The organism is Luteolibacter rhizosphaerae, from assembly GCF_025950095.1.
In the GTDB taxonomy this organism is placed as follows: domain Bacteria; phylum Verrucomicrobiota; class Verrucomicrobiia; order Verrucomicrobiales; family Akkermansiaceae; genus Haloferula; species Haloferula rhizosphaerae.
Genome location: NZ_JAPDDR010000007.1, coordinates 254,944 through 278,533 on the forward strand (window position 1 = coordinate 254,944; position 23,590 = coordinate 278,533).

The window sequence follows — 23,590 nt, forward strand, 5'->3', positions numbered from 1 at the left end:
GAACCGGGTATTCCCTTTTCCGCGGGAGCCGTGTATCCCCCCTCCCCCGCTTCGCATCGAACCCGTGAAATCATCTCCAGTCATTCCTCCGGGTGCCGTGCTCGGCATCCTTGGCGGCGGCCAGCTCGGCCGGATGTTCTGCATGGAGGCCCGCCGCATGGGCTACCGCACGCTGGTCTGGACCGGCGGTCTGGAAGCCCCGGCCATGGTGGTGGCGGATGAGGCGATCGACTCGCCCTTCGACTCCCCGGAAGCGCTGGAGCAATTCGTGAGCAAGGCGGCGGTGGCGACGGTGGAGTTCGAGAACATCCCGCGCGAAACGATGGAGGCGGTGGCCGCGAGAATCGCGCTGCATCCATCCCCGAACGCGGTGGCGATCTGCCAGCACCGCGAGCGCGAGAAGAATTTCCTGAAGGAGAACGGCATTCCCTGCGCGCCCTTCGCCGTGGTGGCCTCGGCAGAGGAGTTGGCCGAGGCTCTGAAGACGATCGGCACGCCCGCGGTGCTGAAGACCGCAGCCTTCGGTTACGACGGCAAGGGCCAGCAGAAGCTGGAGGGCGGTGAGAATCCTGCCGCCGTGTGGGCATCCTTCGGAACTGATCGTGCGGTGCTGGAGGCCTTCATCCCTTTCGAGCGCGAGCTTTCCGTGATGGTGGCCCGCTCCGGGGACGGCTCGGTGGCGGCGTATGACCCGGCGGAGAACCGGCACCGTCATCACATCCTGGATGTCTCGATCGTGCCGGCGCGCGTGAGTGCGGCGGTGGCGGCCGAGGCCAAGGTGATCGCCTGCGAGGTGGCCGAGGCCCTCGACTACCGCGGGATCATGGGCGTGGAGTTCTTCCACCTGCCGGATGGTTCCCTGCTGGTGAACGAGATGGCACCCCGCCCACACAATTCCGGACACCACACGCTGGATGCCTGCGCGACCTCGCAGTTCGAGCAGCAGGTGCGTGTGATCTGCGGGCTGCCTGCCGGCTCGACCAAGCTGCTTTCCCCGGTGGTGATGCTGAACCTGCTCGGCGACATGTGGCCGGGTGAGACCGAAGCACCGGACTGGACGCCGCTCTTCGCGGACGGCTCCGCCTTCCTGCATCTCTATGGCAAACGTCGCGCCATCGGCCGGCGCAAGATGGGACATGCGAACTTCCTAGGGGCAGAAGCCGACGAAGGGCTGCAGCGGGCTGCGGCCATCAAGGCGAGCCTGCTGGAGCAGGGACGAAAGGTCTAACAGGGCGGCGAAGCTACCGCGACCTTGGAAAAAGAAAAGGCCGGGCTGTTCGCCCGGCCTTTCAGTGAATCAAAACGGGATGTCGTCCTCTTCGTCCCGGTAATCGCCGGGATCGGCAGGAGAGCCACCCTGTGGCGGACCGGAGCGCTGGTAGTTTCCACCACCGCCGCCGCCACCACCTTGGTAGCCGGGGTCACCACCGCCGCGCTGTTGGTAGCCTCCGCCACCACCGCCGCCGCTGCCCGGGGTGCCGCCCTTGCCATCCGGCAGGAACTGGAGGACCTCGGCGACCACCTTGAGCTTGCTGCGCTTCTGGCCGGACTGCTTGTCCTCCCAAGTATCCATCTGCAAGCGGCCTTCGATGAAGACACCGCGGCCCTTGGTGAGATACTTCTGGGCGTTCTCCGCGTTCGTGCCCCAGACGGTCACGTCCACGAAGGTCACTTCATCCGACCAGTTGCCGTTGCCATCGTTCACGCGCCGGTTCACGGCGATGCCGAGGTCGCCAACGGCGGTGCCCTTCGGGGTATAGCGGACCTCCGGATCGCGCGTCAGATTGCCGAGCAGGAGGACTTTGTTGAGGTTGGCCATGACAGGATCAGGCTACGGATGCGGGAGGGCTGTGGCAAGCGCCGTTCGTCCGAACAGCACCGCGCGGATCAAGCGACGCGCTGGAAGTGCTGCAGGTGAACGCTCTCGTTCAGCTTGAGCTTGGCGGAGATGCGATCGATCGCAGCCGGCTCGGCCTTGAAGAAGTAGTTCACGTAGTGACCGCTCTCGAGGTGGCGGGAGTTGTAAGCGAACTTGCGGCGGCCGATCTGCTGGACTTCGTCGAGCTTGGCGCCTTCGGCTTCGATTTCCTTGGAGACGGCGTTGACGAGTTCTTCGACGCTGGTGCCTTCGGTGGACTTGGTGTTGAGGACGATCAGTCCTTCGTATTTCCTGCTCATGGTGGGACCTTTGTTAGGGTGTTCCGTTGTTACTGTTGTAAAGATTGGCGGCGGTCGGGACGCCTTGGGAGTGCGCAAGCTGCACGGCCTCCACAGCCCTTGCAAGCGTGTTTTCAAGCAGTTCCCGCTCCTCTTCCCTGAAGTTTCCTAGGACGTGGCCGACCATTTCGCCGGGGTCCGAGCCGCCGATGCCGACCCTGAGACGGGGAAATCCGTCGCCGCCCAAATGCTCGATCAGCGACTTGATCCCGTTGTGACCTCCGGCGCTGCCTTTCTCACGAAGGCGCAGCCTGCCGAGGGGTAGGGCGACATCGTCGTAAACCACCAGAACCTGGCGGGGGTGCCACTTGTGAAAGGAGAGGATCTGGTGAACCGGGCGCCCGCTGAGATTCATGAAGCACTGCGGCTTCATCAGGAGGAGGCCGGAGCTCGGGAGCTTCGCGAGATGGCTCTGCCATTTCGGCTTCGACTCGAAAGCGACGCCGGCTTGGGCGGCCATGCGATCGAGGACCATAAAGCCGGCATTGTGGCGCGTGGCTTCGTACTGCCTGCCGGGATTGCCGAGGCCGACGATGAGCTCGATGGAAGTTCCGCTTTCCAAGTGTCCAAAGAAAAGCCCGGGCCGCGCGAAGCGGCCCGGGCTTGAGAATCAGAATGTCGATCAGGCGGCACCTGCGCTCTCGGACACGGCGGCAGCGGTCTTCGCCACGTGGGCGATCACCACTTCATCCGCGTGGGTAGCGGAGACACCGGCCGGGAGCTTCACATCACCGATGTGGAGGGAGTCGCCTTCGTTGAGGTGGGCGACATCGAACTCCAGCACTTCCGGAAGGACGGAAGCAGCGCAACGAACTTCCAGCGTGTGGCTGAGCTGCTCGAGCATGCCGCCGGACTTCACTCCGGCAGGCTCACCGAGGAGGTGCACCGGGATCTGGGCGGTGATTTCCGACTTCTCGTCGATGGCGAGGAAGTCCACGTGCAGCGGCTTGCCGCTAAGCGGGTCGTGCTGGACGGCCTTGAGGAAGGCGAGCTGGTTGGCACCGCCGAGATCAAGGTTGATGAGAATGTTTTCCGAGGTGGCGTGGGCCAGCAGCTCGTCGAAGGCCTTCGCGTTGACCTTCAGGTTCTTGTTTTCAGCACCGCGCCCGTAGATCACGGAGGGCACCCAGCCCTCGCGGCGCATTTGCTTGAGGACTCCGGAACCGGTGCGTTGGCGCGGTTCGGCTTGCAGGACGTGCTTCTTGGCCATGGCGGAAAAGGGCGTGATGATTCGAGTTCCGGACGGTGAGCTTCACCGCCGGGGGCGGGGTCTGTAGCGGCCCGCCCCGGTTTTGTCAAAATTTTGTTCCGGCCATTTTGCAAAGCCCGAACGCACCCGTTCTTTGAAACTCCTTGTCTCGGAGTCAGGACCGAGATAGGATCCGACCCGTTCCCCCGATTTTTTTATCGGGCCTCCCCCTCCCTCCCCACAACCCGGTTGCATGGCAACCGTGAACCTCCCCCTGCGTGCGTTTCCCGCGCGCGAACCCAACCCCCACCTCCCCCGAACCATGTACAAGCGGCTCTTCCTCCTGCTGTTCTGCCTGCTTTCCACGATGGGTCAGATCTTGGCCCAGATCCCCGGAAACGGACAATATCGCTTCAGCGTCCTTCTCGCCCCCCATGAGCTGAACGGGACGCTACCCATCACCATCACCCCTCCCGGCGGCACTCCGCAGGCGGGCACGATCACCGTGGCACTGGGGCCCAAGGGTGCACTGGCAGGCACCATGACCTTGGCGCCGAACACCTACACGATCTCCGGGTCCCAGAAGGCCACCAATAGCGGGCTGAGCGTCAAGCTGACGGCCACCGGCCCCGGTGGTGCGATCAAGCTGAACGGTAGCCTGAAAACGGATGGCTACATCACCGGCAAAAGCGCAGGGGGCAAGGACCCGCTCATTCCCAAGGGCTCGGTCTTCGCGATCGATGCACGCGCCGCGAAGGCCTTGGTGGCGAAAATGGATATCCAGCTCAGCGCTGACGCCAAGGGCGTGGTGAGCGGCGGCGGAACGGCCCGTTTCCTCGGCCAAGACGAGACGGTCAGCTTGAAGGGCAAGCTCACCAAAGCCGTGGTCGATCCCCGGCGGGGAACGGTGAAGAAAGGTGAGAGCTGCACGCTCACGCTGAGCTCTCCATCCATCAGTTGGAGCGGCAAGGGCTCGGTTCTCGAAGACGGTTTCGCTTTCGCCTGGAAGGCAAAAGGCGGCGGCGGCACGACCGCTGGGAGCCTGCTGCCGGTGAAGTCCACCGATGCCGACCAAGGCAGCTCGGCTGGGCAAATCGTGGTCGCGGACGGGGCGCTGGACGTGCTCTACCCCCGCTCCACCTCGATGAGCTTCGAGGTGATTGATGCCGTGCTGACGAGTTATCCGGACGAGGTCACCGCGCAGCTTAACCTGGGAACGGTTCCGGCCAGCTCGCTGGTGATTGGCGGCAATACGATCACAATCAATCCGCTGAACTTCGCAGACGGCAAGAACACGCTGACCATCACTGCAAAGGACGAGCTAGGGCGCAGCATGAGCAGCAGCTTCGTCTTCTGGAGCGGGACTTACAGCCTGACGGTCACGGTGGTGGACGAACTCGGCAATCCGGTGCCCGGGGCCGATGTGTTCGCAGCGATCGGCGATAGCCCGAACGTGGTGAAGTCCGGCATCTCCGGTGGGAACGGAGCGGTGATCTTCACCGGACTGCCCGACCGCACCATCACCCTGGAAGCATCGACCGCCAGCGGCCTGATCGGAACCACCTCGGTGGTGGGCACGGGCGGATCGACCACCGTAAAGGTGATCGGCTTCAAGACCCCCAGTGCGATTGCCAACAACGACTTTTCGACCGGCACGACCGCAGGCTGGGAAGTCTCCCCCGGAGCGGCCACGATCATCGCGCACGATGAGGGCGACACGGGTGCGGGAGCGCTAGCCACGCCCGCCAACGGTGCTTTTGCGGTAGGCCCGGACTACGACATGGAGCTGGCCACGCTCGGCGAAGGCCCGCAACTCGCCTCCCGCACGGCGGCCGTGAGCCCCGGCACGAAGGCCCTGAAGGTGCGCTACCGCTTCATCACCACGGAGGTTCCGGGCGGCTACTTCGGCAGTAAGTACAACGACTATTTCGCGATCGTTCTGCGCACGCAGTCGGGCGGGGGCTTCGCGGCGGAGGCGAACACCATGAACAACATGGGGCTGGCCGCCTTCGACGCGGCGGGCCGGACCGCGTGGCGTGAAGTAACGCTGCCGGTGACCGACACCGGCGACGTCTTCCAAGTGAACATGCTGGTGGCGAACGTGGGCGACGGGGCCTACGACTCGTACCTGATCGTCGACAAGATCGAGGAGGTGAAGATCGACCTCGTCGTCACGAACGCCGAGCGCCAGTTGCTCGAGACCAACCGCTTTGAGATCAAGGTCGATGGCGGGGCGGTCGGCTCGAACTTCAAGATCGAGATCAGCCGGGCCGGCTCAAACACCTGGTATCCCCTTTCAACCAACCAGATCGAAGACAACTTCAAGCAGCGCGTCGCGGGTGCTTTCAACCTGCGCGGCAAGGTGACGATCGAGGGGCAGGAATACACCACGCCGATGCGAGCGCTCACGGTGCGCTTCCCGGCTGCGAACGACATCAAGGGTGCCGCGACCTGCGTGGCCGCCTTCGATGCCTCTTGGACCAGCACCAAGGCCTCCGCTACCGCGACGCAGCGGCGCGAGGAGGCCTTCTGGGTGCAGCTCAACACGAACTCGAACAAGGAGGACTACGAGCTCACGACCAAGGTATTCGGGCCTTGGGTGACGAACTTGGAGGGGGCATGGGTCGATCCCGGTGCCACCCCGGCCGACAACCCGGCCGCTCCCGCGCCAAACGCGACCGGAGCGGTCTACACCGTCGGAATCTTCCACACCCATACGCCAACGGTCTTCCGGACGGTGGGGCGGGGAGTGGGACCATCCGGGGCGGACGGCAACTATGCGAATGCCAAGGGAATGCCGATCTTCGCTTACGATTACGTGGGGGATGCCAGCGGGAACTCGCCAGCGGGACATCCTCTGAATAGTGCGGCAAAGGTTTACACCGCGGGACCGACTCGGCGAGCGACGCCTTGATCCGAGGCGAAGAAGACGCGAGATTGTTAGCCGTGAACCCGAAACTTCTGATCGGAGCCCTCGTGGCATTCGGGATCGCGCTGGCGGTCTTGGTCTTCCGCGAACACAAAGTCGCGGGTGTCGAGGCCAGAGCCGCAATTCAGCCGCCTCCGCCAGAAGAGAAGGTCGTCACGGCCAAGCCGGCGTCTCCCGCAGCGACCGAGACGCCTGTAGAGCCTGCCGCCCCCTCGAGCGATTCCGCTCCCCTCACCACCATGACCCGCGAAAAAGCGATCGAAAGCGCCCGAGCTGCTTGTGCCGGAAAAGTCGCCGTGCCTGAGAGTGCCCCCGTGAGGGTCAGCGAGGCGAACGGAAAGGTAACCGTGATCTTCGTGCAGGAACTCCCGCCCGGTGCCTTGGGTGGTGATTACCACGCCAAGGTCACACTGGACGCGACGAGCGGGGAAGTGATCGAGATCTTGGGATCCGACTGACGGATCGGAAGCTGCCTCAAACCTCGAAGAGCGAGGTGACGGACTGGCCGCCGTGGATGCGGCGGATCGCCTCGCCGAGGAGCGGGGCGATGCCGACCGCGCGAACCTTGTCCCCGGTCGCCTGCGGAACCGAATCGGTGGTGATGATTTCCTCGATCACGGAGTTCTTGATCCGCTCACGGCCCAGCTCGCCAAGGACGGCGTGCGAAACCCCGGCGAAGACGCGCTTGGCCCCGTGCTTGCCGAGGATTTCCGCGGCAGCGGTGAGGGTCCCGGCGGTCTCGGTCATGTCGTCCACGAGGATCACGTCGCGACCTTCGACGTCGCCGATCACGTTCATGGCCTCCACGCGGGTGGCGCTGATGCGGTGCTTGGCGACGATCGCGAGGTCCGCGCCGAGGGCGTCGGCATAGGCCCGGGCCATCTTCACGCCGCCGACGTCCGGAGAGACGACCGTGATGTTCGAAGCATCCGGGTGGCGCTCGCGCAGGTAGTGGATGAGAGCGGGCTTCGCGTAGAGATGATCGACGGGAATATCGAAGAAACCCTGAATTTGCGGAGCGTGGAGGTCCATGGTGAGGACCCGACCCACGCCGGCGGAGGTGAGAAGGTTTGCCACCAGCTTGGCAGTGATCGGCACGCGGGGCTGGTCCTTCCGGTCCTGGCGGGCGTAGCCGAAGAAGGGCATCACGGCGGTAATCCGGCCGGCGCTGGCGCGGCGGGCGGCATCCACCATGATCAGCAACTCCATGATGTTGTGATTGGTGGGCGGGCAGCTGGGCTGCACGATGAAGACATCGTCACCGCGGATGTTCTCGTTGATTTTGACGAAAGTTTCACCGTCCGGGAACGCGGTGACATGGACATCCGCGAGCGGTGTGCCAAGGGTTTCGGCGATGCGCTCGGCGAGCGCGCGGTGGGATGTTCCACTGATGAGTTTCATGCAGGACGGCGGCGGGGCCGGATTGTTGACAGTCCCGCTCGAATCGGCAACCCTGCATCCCGCAGAATGATGGAAAGTCCGAACCCGCCATCACCCCCGGCCCAGGACAAGCGAGGTCTGCCCCTATGGGTAGCACCGGCGCTGTGCGGCCTGATCGTCGCGATTTTCTACTTCGTGGTCCAAGGTTTCGGCAATGCCGGCACCCACACCCCTGCCGCCTGGCTGCAGAGCACCTGGAACTCGGAAAACGATTTCGAGCACGGGTTCATGGTGCCGATCATCATGGTCGGACTGATCGCGTGGCAGTGGAAGAACCTGAAGAATCTGGCCCAAGGTGCCAAGGGGATGGGGATCGGGATGGCGGCGGCGATCCTCGGAATGGCCTTTTTCGTGATCGCGCATCGCTGCGGCCAGCCACGGCTGGCGATCGGCGGTCTGCCGATGATCCTATGGGGGGCCTCGCTCTACCTGTGGGGTTGGCCGGTGTCCCGGGTGCTGTTCTTCCCGCTGTTTTTCCTGTGGATCGGGATCCCGGTGCCGCAGTTCCAGCAGGCCACCACGCATCTCCAAGTGCTCTCCACGCACATGGCGCAGTGGGGTTCGAGCCTGTTCGGCATCGAAACCATCGTCCGCGGTACGCAGATCTTCTCCGCGCACGGGACTTGGGAGCCGCTGGAGATCAACGAAGGCTGCGGTGGCATCCGCTCGCTGATGGCGCTGATCATGATCTCCTCGGTCTGGGCCTACCTGGCCAAGGTCTCGCTTTGGAAGAAGGCGATCCTGCTGCTCTCCGCCTTCCCACTGGCGATCTTGGGGAACATGATGCGGCTGACCTCGATCTTCGTGATTTCCGAGTTCGGCGATCCAAAATTCGCCGCCAACACTTGGCACGATTGGTCGGGCCTGGTGATTTTCTATCCCATCTCCCTGTTCCTGCTGCTGCTGGTGCACTCCGCCCTCGAACAAGGCCTCCCTTGGAAGCGCCCGCGGAAGCGGCAGGTGCGCCGGGTGGTGGGTGAATCCGAACCGAAGGCCAGCACCGTATCCGTCCCATGAAACGCGGCTTCATTCTGGCAGCGGTTCTCGCGGCAGGGCTTTCCACCATCTTTTTCCTGCCCCCGTTCCAAGTGACGGGATCGGCGATGAAGATGGAGATTCCGGAGAATCTGGGAGGCTGGATGACCGAGAAGGTAGACCCCACTCCGCAGGAGATCGGCTCGCTGGCAAAGGACACCCGCTTCTCCAAGGCTCGCTGCATTCTGGTGCGTGAGGGCGAATTCGACTCGATCGGACGCCGCTTTGCCGACTCCGCTGACCTTTCGATCGTCCTCTCCGGAAAAGACCTCGCGAACTCGATTCACCGGCCGGAGCGCTGCATGGGCGCCCAAGGCCACGTCATCTACAATTCCGAGAAGACCAGCCTGGAGATCCCGGGATCGGGCACGGTGCCGACGCGACGCCTGCTATCCAAGATCAAGCTACCGACCGGCAAATCGAACGACGACTTCGTCGAGCTCAACTATCTGACCTACTACTTCTTCGTAGGTCACGAGAACATCACCGAGAGCCATTCGGAGCGGGCGCTGGTGGACATGAAAGACCGGCTTAAGAAGGGCCAGGCGCAGCAATGGGCCTACGTGCTCGTGAGCATGCCCTTCAAAGCGGAGGGGACGACGGTCGCAGGACTGGAGAAGCTCCCCCCGCTGGAGATGGCGGACGAGAAGGTGAAATCCCTGCTGGGCGACATCTCCGCCAAGAACATCGAGTGGAAGCAGATCGCGGCGGTCAATTGACCCTTCAGCCGATCAAGGCGGAGAGAAGCGGCGGCTTGCGCCCGAACTTGCTACGATACTCCTCGTAGGTAGGGATGAGTCTGACGCGGAGCTTGGCTTCGTGATTGAGCGCGATGGAGGAGAGCTTGTGCTCGAGAAATGGATTCCGGAAGCGATCGAGCGTGGCTTTGGCAAAGGCGGCGGGATTCTCGACCCGACCTTCAAGCACGGGGACGATCTCGTAGTAGAGGAGATCCTCCAGCCACGTTCCTAGTTCGGGGTGGTCCAAGCATTCCCCGACCGTCCCGATCCCCATCGGCAAGGCACGACAAACGAGAGCAGTGTGCAGGCCGTTCAGGATGCGGACTTTCCTCAGGTAGTACGGCTCAATGTCCCCTGCCGAAATCACGGCGGGATGGCGGAGAGGAAAAGCCTCGGCCGTTTCGATCGCCCAGAGCGCGAAGGGCTCCGCACTGAGCAACAGTGGATCGCTGGAGAGTAGCGGATGATTTTTTGGAGGACCGGGAACAATGCGGTCGACCAGGTTGTTCACCCAGACGCAGGCATCGCGCAGCCATTCCTGCGCGACGGGCGCCGCGTTCCAGCGAATGGCTTGCTCAAGCACAAGTTCGCGGAGCTTGGTGCCATTCTGCTCGATGAGCTCGCAGGGGAGGATGGTCGGTCCCGGTAGGCCAACTTCATGACGGGCGAGTAGCACGGCGAGGAGCTTGGCAGGATAGGAAGCGGGCGGAACGGACCCTACATGATCGGCAGGGTCGAGGGCGAAGCCAGCCTCGGTGGTATTCGAGACGATCCAGCGGAGATCCGGCCGCCGGGCCACTGCGAGCACCTCGTCCCACTGCGTGTCTGCATGGAGCGCGCTGGAGATCGACGAGACTTCTTCCACCTCATCGATCACCCGGCCTTCGGAATAGCCTTGGATGGCGACGTGGTACTTCCCGCCGGCACGATTGATTGCTTCCGCTCTTTCGATGCCGGTCGATTGGACCACGACGATCTCGTCGAAGCCGGTTTGGGAGACGAAGAGGTCGACGAAAGCGCGGAGGAAATTGCCGGCGCCGAATTGGAGGATCATGAGAAGGCGGGAGACTTGGGATCGCTAGAGAGTGACGCCTTGCTTCCAGAGGGTGATCTCGCGGAAGCCATTGCGCTCGTTGCGGGCTTGCCTGCCGGAAGCGACGTCGAGAATGAGGGTCATGAGGTCATCAGTGACTTGGCCGGCGGAGACGCCGGGGTCGAGGAGTTGGCCGGCATCGAAGTCGATCCAGTTCGGCTTGCGGGCAGCAAGTTCGTGATTGGAGGCGATCTTCAAGGTCGGCACGGGAACGCCGAGCGGAGTGCCGCGACCGGTGGTGAAGAGGATCTCATGGGCTCCTGCGGCGGCGAGGGCGGTGCTCGAGACACCGTCGTTGCCGGGGGCCTCGACCAGACAGAGACCACCGAGGCTTTGACGGGCGGAGTCGCCGTAGCCGACGACCTGCTTCACCGGAGCGCGCCCCCCTTTCTGAATGCAGCCGAGCGACTTCTCCTCCAGCGTGGTGATCCCGCCCTCTTTGTTACCTGGCGAAGGATTCTCGTGGACCGCTTCGCCATGGCGTCGGAAGTAATCCTTGAAGCGGTTCACCATCCCGATCGCTTCGTCGAAGGTCTGCTCGTTATCGCAGCGGTTGAAGAGCGGAGCCTCGGCGCCGAACATCTCTGGCACCTCGGTGAGGATGGCGGTGCCACCCCAAGCGCAAAGCCGGTCAGCAATGCGACCGACCAAGGGATTCGCGGTGATACCGCTGAAGCCATCGCTGCCGCCGCACTTCATGCCAAGCACGAGTTCGCTGGCGGGAATGGGCTCGCGCTTGAATCCGGAGGCATAGGCAACGAGTTCACGGATCGCTTCAAGACCGTGCTCGATCTCGTCCTGCACTTCTTGCGCATTGAAGAAGCGGACACGCTGTGGATCGAGCGTGCCAGCCTCGGCCAAGAAGGACTTGAGGGTGTTGTTCTCACAACCGAGACCGAGGATCAGGACCGCGGCGGCATTCGGATGACGGACGAGACCGGCGAGAATCTTCCGGGTGTAGCCGAGGTCATCGCCCAGTTGGGAGCAGCCGTAAGGATGCGTGAAGGCGTGGATGCCATCGATGGGCCCGCCGGGAACGAGGAACTCGCGGGCGGCAAGATCCGCGATCCGCTGGCTGGGAACATTCACGCAGGCCACCGTATTGATGATCCAGATCTCGTTCCGGGTGGCGGCCCTGCCATCCGGCCGACGGTAACCCATGAAGACGGGAGGGTCCGGTTCCGGCGCGATTGAAGTACGATCCGGATCGTACTTCAGCCGGGTATTCTCCGCGAGACCGGTGCGAACATTGTGGACATGGACATGATCCCCGGCTGCGATGGCGATGCTGGCGATCCCGATGGGAAAGCCGTACTTGATGACGGGATCGCCCGCGGCGATGGGGCGCAGGGCAGCCTTGTGCCCGGCGGGAATCGCCGCGAAGAGCAGCCCGCTTTCATCCCGCGTACCCGCGGCGATGGCCTGTGGCGCGACGGCCACATTGTCATCCGGGTGGATCTGGACGAGGAGCTTCATGGGACTTGCACGAGGACCGCACGGCAAGGTGAGCCCGAGAAGCCGGGCACGAGCAGAGGTAGCGCCATGAAGGTGGCACCCTGTGCGAACTCGCGCCAGCCCTGACGAAAGCACAGCTCCTCGATGACCCACACCCCATTCCCGAGGAGTATCTCATGCGTGGGAGTATTGTCCGGGCCGGTGCCGCCGATGGAGAAGTGATCGATGCCGACGGCACGCACCCCTTGGGCCACCATCCACTGCGCGCCTGCGGGAGAAAGGTAGGGCGAGCGATGGATCCACTCGTCTGTCATGACCCGCTTGTGACCCCAGCCGGTATTGAGAAGAAGGATGCGATCGCTAACATCCCCTGCCCCATCGAGATCCGCGGGGCCGATGGCATGCGAAGCGGGGAGATGAGTGAGGTCGATGATGGTCTGTTCTCCGCAGAAAGTTTCGAGCGGAAGCTCATCGATGGAGGCGCCGCCTGCGATCTTATGCAGCGGCGCATCAAGGTGCGTGCCGGTGTGCGAGGCCATGTGAAACTCCTCCATGCGCCAACCATCCACCGGGTGATCCGCGCTGCGCGGCAAACGCACGGGCGGGTGCACATGGCAATTCGGGCAGCCATCGAAGAGCGGTTGGGAGAGATCGAAGAAGCGCATGTAGATACAATGACGAATGACGAATGTCGAAGAAGCAAGCTAGCCGATGATGGGGTCGCGGTTCTGGGGGAGGCCGCGGGTGAAGTTAAAGTTGTGGATGGGCTCGAGGATCTCCATTACTTCGGCCAGCAGGTCGCGGTCGAAGGGTTGATCGAGGTAGGCGATGTTCGCACGGATGTTATCGGGATTCGCGGATCCTACCAAGGTGCTGGCAATCGCCTCGTTGTCACAGGCGAACTGAAGGGCGAGTTGGACGATATCGACGCCACGTGAGCGGCAGTGCTCCATGGCTTTCCGACAGCCTGCCTGGATAGTGGGGGTGGATGGATGCCACGAGGGCGCGCCGCGCTGCGTGAGCAGACCCATGCCAGTGGGCGAGGCATTGATGATGCCGACGCCTTTCTCCTGAAGGTAGGGAATGAGGTCAGCGAGCGAGGTGTCATTCAGCTCGTAGTGGCAGAAGGAGAGAACGGTCTCCACGGTGCCGGGCGGGACGCGATCGAGAATGGACGGGAAGATCTTGAGCGGGAGTCCGGTGATCCCGATGTGACGCACGATCCCTTGCTCCTTCAGATTATGGAGCGTCGGAAGGGTTTCATCGATGACCTGATTGTGATCCGCAAACTCGATGTCGTGGCACTGAATGAGGTCGATGTGGTCGACGCCGAGGCGCTTCAGGCTGTGCTCGACGCTGCGCTCGGTGCTGGCGCGGGAGAAATCGTAATCGCCGCGGGGCTCGCTGTAGCTGCCGATCTTGGTGGCGAGGATGTAGGAATCCCGCGGGATGCCTTCCAGCGCGCGGCCGAGGCGGAGTTCGGCGAGGGTTTCGCCGTAGGAAGGCGAGACGTCGATGAAGTTCATGCCGCCCTCCAAGGCGGCGTGCACGGTGGCGATGGCATCGTCGAGGGTGACCGGGCGGAAGACGGAGCCGAGGGATGAGCCGCCGAAGCCGAGGACGGAGACCTCAAGTCCGGTGGAGCCGAGCGGGCGGTATTTCATGGGTTTGTGGGGGTCAGCATGGGCTAAAGGGGTGGTGGGGACCATGGCGGTTCTTGGCCAATCCATGACGATTCTTGACCTGATGCTAGGATTGGAGATGTTGGAAGGATGGATCATCCGGCGTTGGAGCCACCAGAATTTGTCTCGCGGCAGGTGCGGGAGGCGCGGCGGTTTTACCTGAACCTGAATCCCGCTCCGGGGTATCCGCTGACGGTGGTGTGCGGGGGCTGGGAGCGCTGTGCGGCGGACTTCCGGGTGGAGAGGAAGGACTTCCCCTTTCTCTGTGTGGAATTCGTGACGGCAGGGAAAGGAAGGGTAAGCTTGGGGGGAAAAGAGAGAGCCTTGGAGCGGGGCAGCGTGTTTTCCTACGGGCCGGGCTGCGGGCATGTGATTGCGGCGGATCCCGATGATCCGCCGCAGAAGTACTTCCTGGATTTCTCAGGTCAGGAGGGAATCGAGCTTTTGAAGCTGGCAGCGCTGGTGCCGGGGAGCTTCCGCAGCGCGGGAGATCCGGAGCGGGTGGAAGAGGCCTTCAAGGCGGTGCTGGAGAGCGGGCGCCGATCAGGACCGCAGGCGGAGAAGATCGCAGCGCTACAGACGGAGATCCTGCTGAGAACCTTGGCGGATGGCGCGATCGGAACGGGAGGGCGGGAGCAATCCTACCAGAGCTATTTGAGATGCCGGGACTGCATTGATGCTCAGTTTTTGGGGCTGAAAACGGCGACAGAACTGGCGGCGGCCTGCCACTTGGATCCGGCGTATCTCTCGCGCCTATTTGCCATGCATGGTCACGCGTCGCCCTATCACGTGTTGCTACGCCGGAGGATGCAGCACGCGGCCGCCCTGCTAGATGGCGGCGGGCTGATCGTGCGCGAGGTGGCGGAGGCGCTCGGCTTGGATCCCTTTCATTTCTCCCGTGTTTTCAAGCGTATCCACGGAATCTCACCCGCGGAATTCCTGAAGCGCCGGGCATCGGCAAGAATCGATGCAACTTAACTCTTAACGCCCAATTGTGACAATTTAATAACATTCCCAAAACTTTCAAAACGCGATATAATTTAGTTTAATTGAAACTTAGGATTGACGGAAACCGAAGCTTGGGGTGAAAGCGTGGGCGTGCATCCGCGACACTCCCGTGCCGCAGCACATCTTCACCCCTTCCCTCACTCCCATGGTTTCAGGATCCGATAGTCCCGGAGGTTATTCTCCGGGCAGACGGCGCGTCATCGCGCTCGCAGGTGCCAGCGGTCTGGCCGGTGTCGCAGCCGCGATCTGGCCGTGGAAGCAAGACGAGGAAGTCGCCGCGCCTGCCGTTTCCAAGACCGCCGCGCCGCGTATCGCGGAGACCGAAGAGGTAGCCGCGAACGAAGCTGCCGCCGAGACGACCGTTTCCAACTCCAGCGTGGCGAGCGAACGCGAGCGCTATGCCCAGCACGTGGGCGAGACTTTCCGCGGCAGTCCGGAAGGCGGCGGCAAGCTGGACCTGATCCTGGAGACCGTGGGGCCGCTGCTGGTGATGGCCGGCGGCCAGAAGCGCTTCGAGGGGTATTCCCTCCTTTTCAAGATCCCGAAGGGGAACCTGCCCGGCGACGGGATGGTGACCCTCAGCCACGAGGCCCTGGGCGAAAGCGGCCTCTACTTCGTGTCGGTGGGAGGACCCACCGTCCAAGCCCGCTGCGAAGCGATCATCTCCCGCGCCGTCTGACCCGATCCCTTTCCTTTCCGAGCCATGGCCGAACCCTTCCTCGCTGAAATCCGGATCATGTCCTTCAACTTCCCGCCGAAAGGCTGGGCGTTGTGCAACGGACAGTTCCTTCCCATCAACCAGAACCAAGCGCTCTTCTCCTTGATGGGCACCATGTATGGCGGCAACGGCCAGACTAACTTCGCGCTGCCCAACCTGCGCGGACGGGTGCCGATCCACATGGGCGCCGGTTTCACCCAAGGCCAGGCCGCCGGCCAGGAGGCCCACACCGTGACCATCTCGGAGCTGCCGACCCATGCCCACATGGTGCAGTGCACGCCAACCGGTGCCGCGACGGACGATCCATCCAACCGTCTTCCGGGCCGCGCCGCAGGCAATGCCTATGGCTCCGCGACCGGTCTGGTGCCGATGGCGCCGCAGACGGTCACCAGCATCGGTGGCAGCCAAGCCCATCAGAACATGCAGCCCTTCCTGACGCTGAACTTCTGTGTCGCCCTACAGGGCATCTTCCCGAGCCAAACCTGAAACCTCACGACTCATGGCCCAACCTTATGTAGGAGAAATCCGGATGTTCGCGGGGAACTTCGCCCCCGCCGGCTGGATGTTCTGTGACGGATCGATCCTGCCGATCTCCGAAAACGAAACTTTGTTCCAATTGATCGGAACCACCTATGGCGGGGATGGTGAGTCCACCTTCGCATTGCCGAACCTCGCCAGCCGCGTGCCGATCCACATGGGCACCGGCTCAAGCGGAGTGACCTATCAGATCGGCGAGGCGGCGGGCGTGGAAAGCGTAACGCTCAGCACTTCCCAGATCCCGAATCACTCGCATTCCTTTCTGGCTTCCAGCAATTCGGCGACGGGGCCCTCCCCGACAGGCCAAGTCTATGCCGCAGCCGACATCTATTCACCGGCAGGCCCGCCCTCGGCAATGGGGGTGCAAGGCATCACGCCCGTCGGAGGATCCCAGCCGCATGAGAACATGCAGCCCTACCTGGTGATCAACTACATCATCTCGCTCTTCGGAATCTTTCCGAGCCAAACCTAAGACTGCCATGGCCGATCCCTTTGTTGCTGAAATCCGCATCTTCGCCTTCAACTTCGCGCCGCGGGGTTGGGCCTTCTGCAACGGGCAACTCCTGCCCATCAGCCAGAATACCGCGCTCTTCTCCCTGCTGGGAACCTATTATGGCGGCGATGGTAAATCCACCTTCGCACTGCCGGACATGCAGGGAAATGCGGCCGTGGCCGCCGGCCAAGGTCCGGGACTATCCGATCGCTTCCTCGGGGAAATGGCGGGCAGCGAGAATGTCACCCTGCTCCAATCGGAGATTCCGATTCACACCCACGTGCTGGGTGGCTCGCAGGACCGCTCCGACGACCTGGGCTCGCCAGCCAACAACATGCTACCCGGTGGCGGGGTGGATCTCTACGGAGCCAACACCGGCCCTTACGAGTTGATGGCCCTGACGGAACTGGCTCCCACCGGAGGCAGCCTGCCGCACAACAACATGATGCCCTATCTCTGCCTGAACTTCTGCATCGCCATGCAGGGGGTCTTCCCGCCACGCGGCTAATCATGATTCCCGCCGATGAAGGACTGCTCTACCAACTCCGCCCCGCAACCGACGGAGACCTCGCTTTCATGCGGGTTCTCTACGGTCAGACGCGGGAAGACGAGTTGGCGGTCACCGGCTGGGAGCGGGAGCAGAAGGAGGTGTTCATCGATCACCAGTTCAGCGCACAGACCGCCCACTACCACCTGCACATGCCAGGGGCACAGTGGCACATCATCACCCTCGCGGGCGAAGATGCGGGTCGCCTGGTTCTCGATCATCGCAAGGGTGAGCACCGGATCGTGGACATCACCCTGCATTCCGGATTCCGCGGCCGGGGAACCGGCACCGCGATCCTGCGGGACCTGCAAGCAAGCGCGGCCGCCGCGGGCTGCAGCCTGTCCATCCACGTCGAGCATCAGAACCCGGCTCGACAGCTTTACGAAAGGCTCGGCTTCGAAGCGAAGCCGGGCGACAGCGAAGTCTATCAGCTCATGGAATGGCGGAGCTGTTAGGAGAAAATCGCTTCGACACGCGAGCCTTCCGGGGCATCCGCGACTTGCACCAGAAACAGCTCCATCGCTTCACCTGAAGCCAGCGTCATCCGGTAAATCTGCTGCGGCATGCGCAGTCCTGCAGGACCGGTAAATTCAAGCCTGAAGGGATCCCGCCCGCCATTGGCGAGCTGGGCACCCCATGCCACCACTTCCAGCAATTTCAACTCCACGACCGGCTGCGTGCCCAACGTGAACACCTCACCGATCTTAGTTTCGAAGAACTCCCGGGTTAACTCGCCTGCGTCGATCACGACAGCGGTCTAGTTCATCCGGGTGAGCACCGATAGTTTGTTTTTCACGCTTTTCACACCGTCCCCTTCCAGATCCCATGAAACCCCGTTTCAGCACCGTCCTACCCTTCCTCCTCGGGTCGCTCATCCAGATACCGACGACCCAAGCGGCACCCGTGATCCAAGCCACCTTGGAAGACTCGCTACCGACCGACGGCGCTCCGGCCGGCACGGCAAACGATGGTGACGTGATCGAATACCGCGCGGTGATCTCCAACACGGGCGACCAAACGGCAACGGGCGTGAGCTTCGATGCGCCGCTGGATCCGAAAACACACCAGCTCAACGGACAGGAGAACATCTCGCCGCTCGCGCTGAACGATAGCTATCAGGCGATCGGCAACACGCCCTTGAAGGTCGGCGTGGCGGCCGGCACCGGCCCGGAGAGGGTTGTGGCGGGTTCAGCGTTCGACAACGACCGCGAGTTCCTCGGTGACACTTTCAGCTTCGACCAAGTGACGGTGTCTCCGGCCAACGGCCAGGTCGTCTTCAACGCCAACGGCAGCTTCACCTACACGCCGAACGCGGGCTTCGAAGGCAACGACAGCTTCGTCTATCAGATCAAGGACGCCAAGGGCCTGACCGGCACGGGCACCGTGACCATCGCGGTGGACACGCCGGTGTGGTATGTGAATCCCGCAGCCGCGAGCGATGGAACCGGCACCGCGATCTCGCCGCTGAAGACCCTCACCAAGCTGAACGACGGCAGTGCTCCGGATGAAGCGGGCGACGTGATCTACCTCTACGAAGGAACGCACACCGGCGGCCTGACCCTGCTGAACGACCAGCGACTGATCGGCGCGGGTAGCGTGCTGCAAGTGAACGGCACCACGCTGATCAGCGCCGGTACACGGCCCACCCTTTCCCACACCGCCGTGGCACTGACCCTGGGTCAGAACAACACGGTTTCGGGCCTCGATATCACGAGCACGAACAACCACGCAGTCAACGGAGCCAGCGTAGGCCTCCTGGCGATGAATGTGGGCGCGCTGACCTCCACCAACGGATCGGCGCTGCGGGTGAGCAGCGGCACCGGAGCTACCAACATCACGGTGGGCACGATCACCGTCAACTCGGTGAATGCCGGAGGCACGGGCGTCTTCCTGAGCGGAATCCCCGGCAGCTTCACGGTAAGCGGCGCCACGAATATCACCTGCGCGAATGGCGGCGGGATCTCAATCGCCAGCTCGGCGGCAGCGGTGAACTTCGCGGCCGTAACGGTGAATGGCAGACTGAACACCGGTATCTCCCTCAATGGCTCCACCGGTGTGACCAACTTCGGCGCGGTCTCGATGCCGAGCCTCTCGGGCAGCGCAGCGGGACACGGCATCCGCATCGAAGGAGGCAATGCCGCGGTTACCTTCGCTTCGACCACGATTGCCGGCACCCGCCAGACGGTCGCGACCTCGGACCCGGGTGGCGACGCCATCCCCGACAACGACGGCGACGGCGACGCGATCTTCATCAAGAACCAGACCGCCGGTGTCACCATCAACGGCGGCACGCTTTCCAACCTGGCCTGCGACGGTATCGACATCCGCAACTCGGCAAGCCTCACGCTCACCAACATGACGATCCAGGACATCGGCCTGGCATCCTCCAACACGGTATCGACCGACAGTGCCGGTATCTTCGTGCGCGACCTGAGCGGCACCTTGTCCGTGAAGGACACGATCATCCGCCGCTTCCACGGTGCCGTGGATGCCGGGAATGACAGCACGGGACACCAGGAGCGCGGGATCAACTTCCGCAACAACGGGGTGAGCTTCTCCCAACTACGTCTCGACAACGTGGACATGGAAAATACCGCTGCCCACGGGCTGGAAGGAGCGGACGGCGTGGAGGCGGTCTTCACCGGCGCGGTATCGGGAGCGATCAAGATTTTCAACGGTTGCAGCTTCAGAAACCTCTCCGACGGGGAAGGGGTACAGATCGTCCACTCGGGCAGCGGCACCCTGAATGTGGAAGTGGCGAACTCGAGCTTCGCAGATGCCGTGCAGTGGGATCACGATGCCAACTCGGCGACCGCGAAGCTGGGTGGATTCGGCGGCATCGACTTCAGTGCGGACGGCAGCGCGACCTGCAATGTCAACATCCGCAACAACACCTTCCACGACCTCTACATGGGGAATTTCACCGCGGGTAACGTCAATCTCCGCGCCCGCGGCAGCTCGGCCTGCTCCTTCCTCTTCACGGGGAACACGATGGACGGCGATGCTCTGGACAACCAAGCAGGCCGCATCGGCGTGAACATCACGGCAGGCGATGCCGGGGGTATCAATGGAGGGGATCCCGCACCAACCAAGTTCGACGTGCTGATCGAGAACAACACGATCGACGAAACCGATGATGATGCCTTCACGGTGGAAGTCCGCGGTCGTGCGCTCTCAAACGGCACGCCTGCCAACATCGTGGTGCGGAACAACATGATCGGCCAGACCGATGCGGTGTCCCGCCGTAATGGCTTCGAAGGCGCCCGCATCCGCCTGCGCGATGCGGTGCCGAAGACCGCCAACGTGCTGGTCAGCAACAACAATATCCGCAGCCACGGCAATAGCAACGGCGACGGCGTGGTGGAGATCACCTCCGAAGCCGCCGGCTGCGTGATGAATGCGACGGTGAACGGCAACACCTTCAAGAACGACGACGCCGCGGTAGGTGCGCCGGTCTTCTATGCAGACAGTCGCATCGGCGGGGTGATGAACCTCGACCTCTCCGGTAATACCGCCGACTCGGGGACCAACATCGGTCCGATCGAATACCTCATCAACAACGGCGGACAGGTCAACGTGAAGGGCCCGGGCGCCGGCGCGGTCAGCGCGACGAACATCCAGAGCGCCAACCTGTCCGGCGGTGGGCTCGCCCAGATCGGCGCGGGCACCACGGTCTTCAACAACAATGCCAGCATCCCGGCGGCCGTGCCACCGACGGCACCATCGCTGCCGCTGATGCTCGATCCCGAATTCCTGCCGCTTCCGGCTCCGGCCGAGATCGCCGAGCCGGCGATCGAAGAGGGCGAAACCACTGCTCCTGCCGGCCGCGTGACGACAAACCTCACGCAGGACGAGCTGGATGTGATCACCACCGCGGCACGCGAACGCTGGATGGCCACCGGCCTGAATCCCGCCCAGCAAGAGCTTCTCTCCGCGGTCCGCGTGACGGTGGCCGATCTGCACGGCCTGCACCTGGGAGCCAGCCGCCCCGGGTTCATCGAGCTGGACTCGGATGCCGCGACGACCGGGTGGTTCATCGACGAGACCCCGGCGAGCGACGAAGAGTTCGCGGGTGAAGGCCGCCTGAAGGCGGGCCCCGGCAGCCTCGGCCAGAACCGCATGGACCTGCTGACCACCGTGATGCACGAGCTGGGTCACCAGTTCGGCCTCGGCGACATCTACGAGAGCAGCGCCCGCGAGAAGCTGATGTATGGCTACCTGATCCCCGGCGAACGGCGCCTGCCGCACTCCGGCGAAGCCAACGGTGCGATCCCCACGGGCAAGTCCCATGACGAGTATCTGACCTCCGCACTGGTCATCGGCGACCTGCCGGCCGGCAAGTCGGTGACGCTGACCTTCCAAGCCGAAGTCGACCTGGCAGTGGGCACTTCGATCTCGGTGCAGGGCACCGTCTCCGGAAGCAACTTCGCGAACGTGGTGACCAACGACCCGGCGACGGGCGCGGCGAACGATGCGACGGTGACTCCTTACCAAGGCAACCTGCCTCCGGTGGTAGCGGCCAATACGGCAGCGGTCAGCGGTTTCGTAAGCGACGAGCTGACCAACACCGGCACCTGGAGCGATCCGGACACGGCCCAGACGGTGAGCCTGAGCGCCAGCATCGGCACGATCACCCAGAACGTGAACGGCACCTGGAGCTGGTCCTACACCCCGGTGGCCGAGACGGCCAGCCCGGTGACGGTGACGATCAGCGCGAACGACGGCACCAGCCTGTCGAACTCGGTGACGCAGACGAGCTTCACCTACTCCGCGGCTCGCAAGACGCAGGCCATCACCTTCTCGCTGCCCTCCACGATCAGCCACACGGGAACGATCCCGCTCTCGGCCACCGGCGGAGCAAGCGGCGAGGCGGTGACCTTCTCGCTGCAGAGCGGCCCCGGCCAGATCAGCGCAGGAACGCTCAGCTTCAGCGGCACGGGTGACGTGACGGTGAATGCCAACCAGGCGGGCAACGCGACCTACCTGCCGGCGCCGACGGTTCAAAGCACGGTCAACGTGACCAACGCCGCACCGGTGCTGGCCGTGAACGGTGCGCCGCTGACGGTGACGATCGAGCAGACCCAGACCGCGAACGCGACCGGAACCTTCTCCGACGCGGATAACGAAGCAGTGACCCTGACCGCCACCAGCGGAGGCAATCCCTTCGGTTCCGTAAGCGGCACGGCCGGAGCCTGGACTTGGAACTATCCGAACGCCGCGCCGGGCAACTACACCGTGCGCATCACCGGCACCGATACGCTGGGTGAGACGGGCTTCACCGAGTTCACGGTCAACGTGAGCGCCAACGCCTACCTCGCGTGGCTGTCCTCCTACGGGATGACCGGCGAGGACCTGGGCCAAGACGACGACTACGATGGCGACGGGGTGGTCAACCTGCTGGAGTTCGCCTTCGGCACCGATCCCACCGTTTCCTCGCCGCAGGTGCTGGACGCACCGGTGGTGGCAGGCAACCGGACGCTCAACCAGCGCGGCCGTCCCTTCCACGAGATCACGAATACCAACGGGGCACCGAGCATGCAGGCCCTCTTCATGCGCCGCGTGAGCTACGCGACCGATGGCCTGAGCTACCACGTCGAGTTCAGCGCGGATCTCACCACCTGGCAGACCTCCGCGGCGACCCCGCAGGTGCTGCTGGCCGGCGGTGCCTACGAGCTCGTGGGCGTGCCTTATCCGTTCTTCCTCTCCGACGGGCGCAAGGCCCGCTTCTTCCGAGTCCGCGTCGAATTCGCACCCTGAATCCCGATCCCCACCCATCGCCTATGAAAACCACTTCCATTCTCGGCCTGTTGGCAGCGGGACTCTTCGCCGCCAGCGGTAGCGCCGATGCCGCGATCGTCTACAGCGGCGTCGTGAACCTCAGCATCCCGACCAACTTCGACGGGATCTACATCGATATCGACGGGATGAGCTCCAGCACCACCGAGACGGCGGGCTGGGACATCAACCCCTTCTTCGGCGGCTCGGTCATCTCCACCAGCGTGGATTTCCACCCGGTGGCCGATGGCGTGCTGAACACCTCCAGCATCCTGCGACTGGATGAGGGGGTGGAGATCAACGGCGCCTTGGTTTTCGCCGGTTCGCCGGGAGGATCGAGCACCCACATGGGGCCCGGCACCAGCCAGTTCCAAGAGGGAGTGGAAGGCTACATCGGTTTCTCCTTCACCACGAATGACTCCGACGGTCCCTACTTCGGCTGGCTGCTGATCGAGGTGACGGCGAACAACCCGGGCGGGGTCGTGACCGGCTGGGCCTTTGAAGATACCGGTGCGCCGATCCTGACGGGTGCGGTGCCGGAGCCGTCCTCACTGCTTCTGTTCGGCCTCGCGCCGCTCCTGCTGCGCCGTCGCCGGCGCGCTTGAAGATCAATTCGTTGTCGTTGCGAAAGTTCCGGGCGAGGCGGGTTTCCCTGCCTCGCCCGATCCTTTTCCAACACAAATGTCACCTTGAGGGCGGAGGAGTGAGGAAAGCAACTGGCACGCGGTTTGC

The 23,590-nt window shown here is 63.4% G+C and carries 23 protein-coding genes; 13 read left to right on the forward strand and 10 right to left on the reverse strand.

The features are described from left to right. The first annotated feature begins 64 nt into the window (after positions 1–64). Positions 65–1,228 carry a 5-(carboxyamino)imidazole ribonucleotide synthase gene (locus OJ996_RS14940; RefSeq protein WP_264514419.1) on the forward strand — a complete coding sequence of 388 codons (1,164 nt, stop codon included), beginning with the start codon at positions 65–67 and terminating at the stop codon, positions 1,226–1,228. Positions 1,229–1,297: 69 nt separating this feature from the next. Here OJ996_RS14940 and OJ996_RS14945 read toward each other — a convergent pair whose 3' ends face one another. The 4 genes from OJ996_RS14945 to OJ996_RS14960 all read right to left on the reverse strand — a co-directional run bounded on the left by OJ996_RS14945 (position 1,298) and on the right by OJ996_RS14960 (position 3,427). Beyond that, a complete protein-coding gene (locus OJ996_RS14945; RefSeq protein ID WP_264514420.1) occupies positions 1,298–1,819 on the reverse strand; it encodes a single-stranded DNA-binding protein in 522 nt (173 codons plus the stop codon). Between the two features lie 68 nt (positions 1,820–1,887). Next, positions 1,888–2,178 carry a 30S ribosomal protein S6 gene (rpsF, locus tag OJ996_RS14950; protein ID WP_264514421.1) on the reverse strand — a complete coding sequence of 97 codons (291 nt, stop codon included), beginning with the start codon at positions 2,176–2,178 and terminating at the stop codon, positions 1,888–1,890. 13 nt (positions 2,179–2,191) lie between these two features. Then, entirely contained in the window at positions 2,192–2,779 is a 588-nt protein-coding gene (gene pth / locus OJ996_RS14955) for an aminoacyl-tRNA hydrolase (protein WP_264514422.1), read from the reverse strand. Positions 2,780–2,839: 60 nt separating this feature from the next. Beyond that, complete coding sequence (locus OJ996_RS14960) at positions 2,840–3,427, reverse strand: 50S ribosomal protein L25 (RefSeq protein ID WP_264514423.1); 588 nt, start codon at positions 3,425–3,427, stop codon at positions 2,840–2,842. A gap of 301 nt (positions 3,428–3,728) precedes the next feature. Here OJ996_RS14960 and OJ996_RS14965 point away from each other — a divergent pair, with 301 nt between their 5' ends. Further along, positions 3,729–6,320: a carboxypeptidase-like regulatory domain-containing protein gene (locus OJ996_RS14965; RefSeq protein WP_264514424.1), complete on the forward strand. Its 2,592-nt coding sequence runs from the start codon at positions 3,729–3,731 to the stop codon at positions 6,318–6,320. Positions 6,321–6,352: 32 nt separating this feature from the next. Next, positions 6,353–6,793, forward strand: coding sequence for a hypothetical protein (locus tag OJ996_RS14970; protein WP_264514425.1), 441 nt, complete (start codon positions 6,353–6,355; stop codon positions 6,791–6,793). 16 nt (positions 6,794–6,809) lie between these two features. Here the strand turns inward: OJ996_RS14970 and OJ996_RS14975 are convergent, their stop codons facing one another. Continuing rightward, a complete protein-coding gene (locus tag OJ996_RS14975) occupies positions 6,810–7,736 on the reverse strand; it encodes a ribose-phosphate diphosphokinase (protein WP_264514426.1) in 927 nt (308 codons plus the stop codon). Positions 7,737–7,805: 69 nt separating this feature from the next. Between OJ996_RS14975 and OJ996_RS14980 the strand changes: the two genes are divergently transcribed. Both OJ996_RS14980 and OJ996_RS14985 read left to right on the forward strand, forming a co-directional pair. Next, complete coding sequence (locus tag OJ996_RS14980) at positions 7,806–8,792, forward strand: exosortase/archaeosortase family protein (protein WP_264514427.1); 987 nt, start codon at positions 7,806–7,808, stop codon at positions 8,790–8,792. Then, positions 8,789–9,529 (forward strand): exosortase-associated EpsI family protein, encoded by a 741-nt coding sequence (locus tag OJ996_RS14985; protein WP_264514428.1) that lies wholly within the window; start codon positions 8,789–8,791, stop codon positions 9,527–9,529. Before OJ996_RS14980 ends, OJ996_RS14985 begins: the two co-directional genes overlap by 4 nt. 4 nt (positions 9,530–9,533) lie before the next feature. On the opposite strand, the gene OJ996_RS14990 is transcribed toward OJ996_RS14985, so the two are convergent. From OJ996_RS14990 to OJ996_RS15005, 4 genes are read right to left on the reverse strand one after another with little or no spacing between them, the layout of a single operon-like run. Continuing rightward, complete coding sequence (locus tag OJ996_RS14990) at positions 9,534–10,604, reverse strand: mannitol dehydrogenase family protein (RefSeq protein ID WP_264514429.1); 1,071 nt, start codon at positions 10,602–10,604, stop codon at positions 9,534–9,536. Between the two features lie 24 nt (positions 10,605–10,628). Beyond that, the gene (locus tag OJ996_RS14995; protein ID WP_264514430.1) at positions 10,629–12,119 is read right to left on the reverse strand and encodes a UxaA family hydrolase; all 1,491 of its coding nucleotides are present in this window, start codon (positions 12,117–12,119) and stop codon (positions 10,629–10,631) included. Next, positions 12,116–12,763: a cyclase family protein gene (locus tag OJ996_RS15000; protein ID WP_264514431.1), complete on the reverse strand. Its 648-nt coding sequence runs from the start codon at positions 12,761–12,763 to the stop codon at positions 12,116–12,118. The genes OJ996_RS14995 and OJ996_RS15000 overlap by 4 nt, the downstream gene beginning before the upstream one ends. A 39-nt stretch (positions 12,764–12,802) precedes the next feature. Beyond that, on the reverse strand, positions 12,803–13,762 hold the full coding sequence (locus OJ996_RS15005) for an aldo/keto reductase (RefSeq protein WP_264514432.1): 960 nt from the start codon (positions 13,760–13,762) through the stop codon (positions 12,803–12,805). Between the two features lie 123 nt (positions 13,763–13,885). Here OJ996_RS15005 and OJ996_RS15010 point away from each other — a divergent pair, with 123 nt between their 5' ends. The 6 genes from OJ996_RS15010 (at position 13,886) to OJ996_RS15035 (ending at position 17,538) form a co-directional block, all read left to right on the forward strand. Next, positions 13,886–14,758, forward strand: coding sequence for a helix-turn-helix transcriptional regulator (locus tag OJ996_RS15010; protein WP_264514433.1), 873 nt, complete (start codon positions 13,886–13,888; stop codon positions 14,756–14,758). A 175-nt stretch (positions 14,759–14,933) separates the two neighbouring features. Beyond that, complete coding sequence (locus OJ996_RS15015; RefSeq protein WP_264514434.1) at positions 14,934–15,467, forward strand: DUF6916 family protein; 534 nt, start codon at positions 14,934–14,936, stop codon at positions 15,465–15,467. Between the two features lie 24 nt (positions 15,468–15,491). Continuing rightward, complete coding sequence (locus OJ996_RS15020) at positions 15,492–15,992, forward strand: phage tail protein (protein ID WP_264514435.1); 501 nt, start codon at positions 15,492–15,494, stop codon at positions 15,990–15,992. 13 nt (positions 15,993–16,005) lie between these two features. Beyond that, positions 16,006–16,515, forward strand: coding sequence for a phage tail protein (locus OJ996_RS15025; protein ID WP_264514436.1), 510 nt, complete (start codon positions 16,006–16,008; stop codon positions 16,513–16,515). Positions 16,516–16,522: 7 nt separating this feature from the next. Next, the gene (locus OJ996_RS15030) at positions 16,523–17,044 is read left to right on the forward strand and encodes a phage tail protein (protein ID WP_264514437.1); all 522 of its coding nucleotides are present in this window, start codon (positions 16,523–16,525) and stop codon (positions 17,042–17,044) included. A gap of 2 nt (positions 17,045–17,046) precedes the next feature. Further along, positions 17,047–17,538, forward strand: a complete 492-nt coding sequence (locus OJ996_RS15035; protein ID WP_264514438.1) for a GNAT family N-acetyltransferase — start codon at positions 17,047–17,049, stop codon at positions 17,536–17,538. Here OJ996_RS15035 and OJ996_RS15040 read toward each other — a convergent pair. After that, complete coding sequence (locus OJ996_RS15040) at positions 17,535–17,831, reverse strand: DUF6916 family protein (RefSeq protein WP_264514439.1); 297 nt, start codon at positions 17,829–17,831, stop codon at positions 17,535–17,537. The genes OJ996_RS15035 and OJ996_RS15040 overlap by 4 nt on opposite strands. Positions 17,832–17,908: 77 nt before the next feature. Between OJ996_RS15040 and OJ996_RS15045 the strand changes: the two genes are divergently transcribed. Together OJ996_RS15045 and OJ996_RS15050 are read left to right on the forward strand one after the other, a co-directional pair. Next, a complete protein-coding gene (locus OJ996_RS15045; RefSeq protein WP_264514440.1) occupies positions 17,909–22,840 on the forward strand; it encodes a beta strand repeat-containing protein in 4,932 nt (1,643 codons plus the stop codon). Positions 22,841–22,863: 23 nt separating this feature from the next. Next, positions 22,864–23,463 (forward strand): PEP-CTERM sorting domain-containing protein, encoded by a 600-nt coding sequence (locus tag OJ996_RS15050; protein ID WP_264514441.1) that lies wholly within the window; start codon positions 22,864–22,866, stop codon positions 23,461–23,463. Positions 23,464–23,590 lie beyond the last annotated feature (127 nt).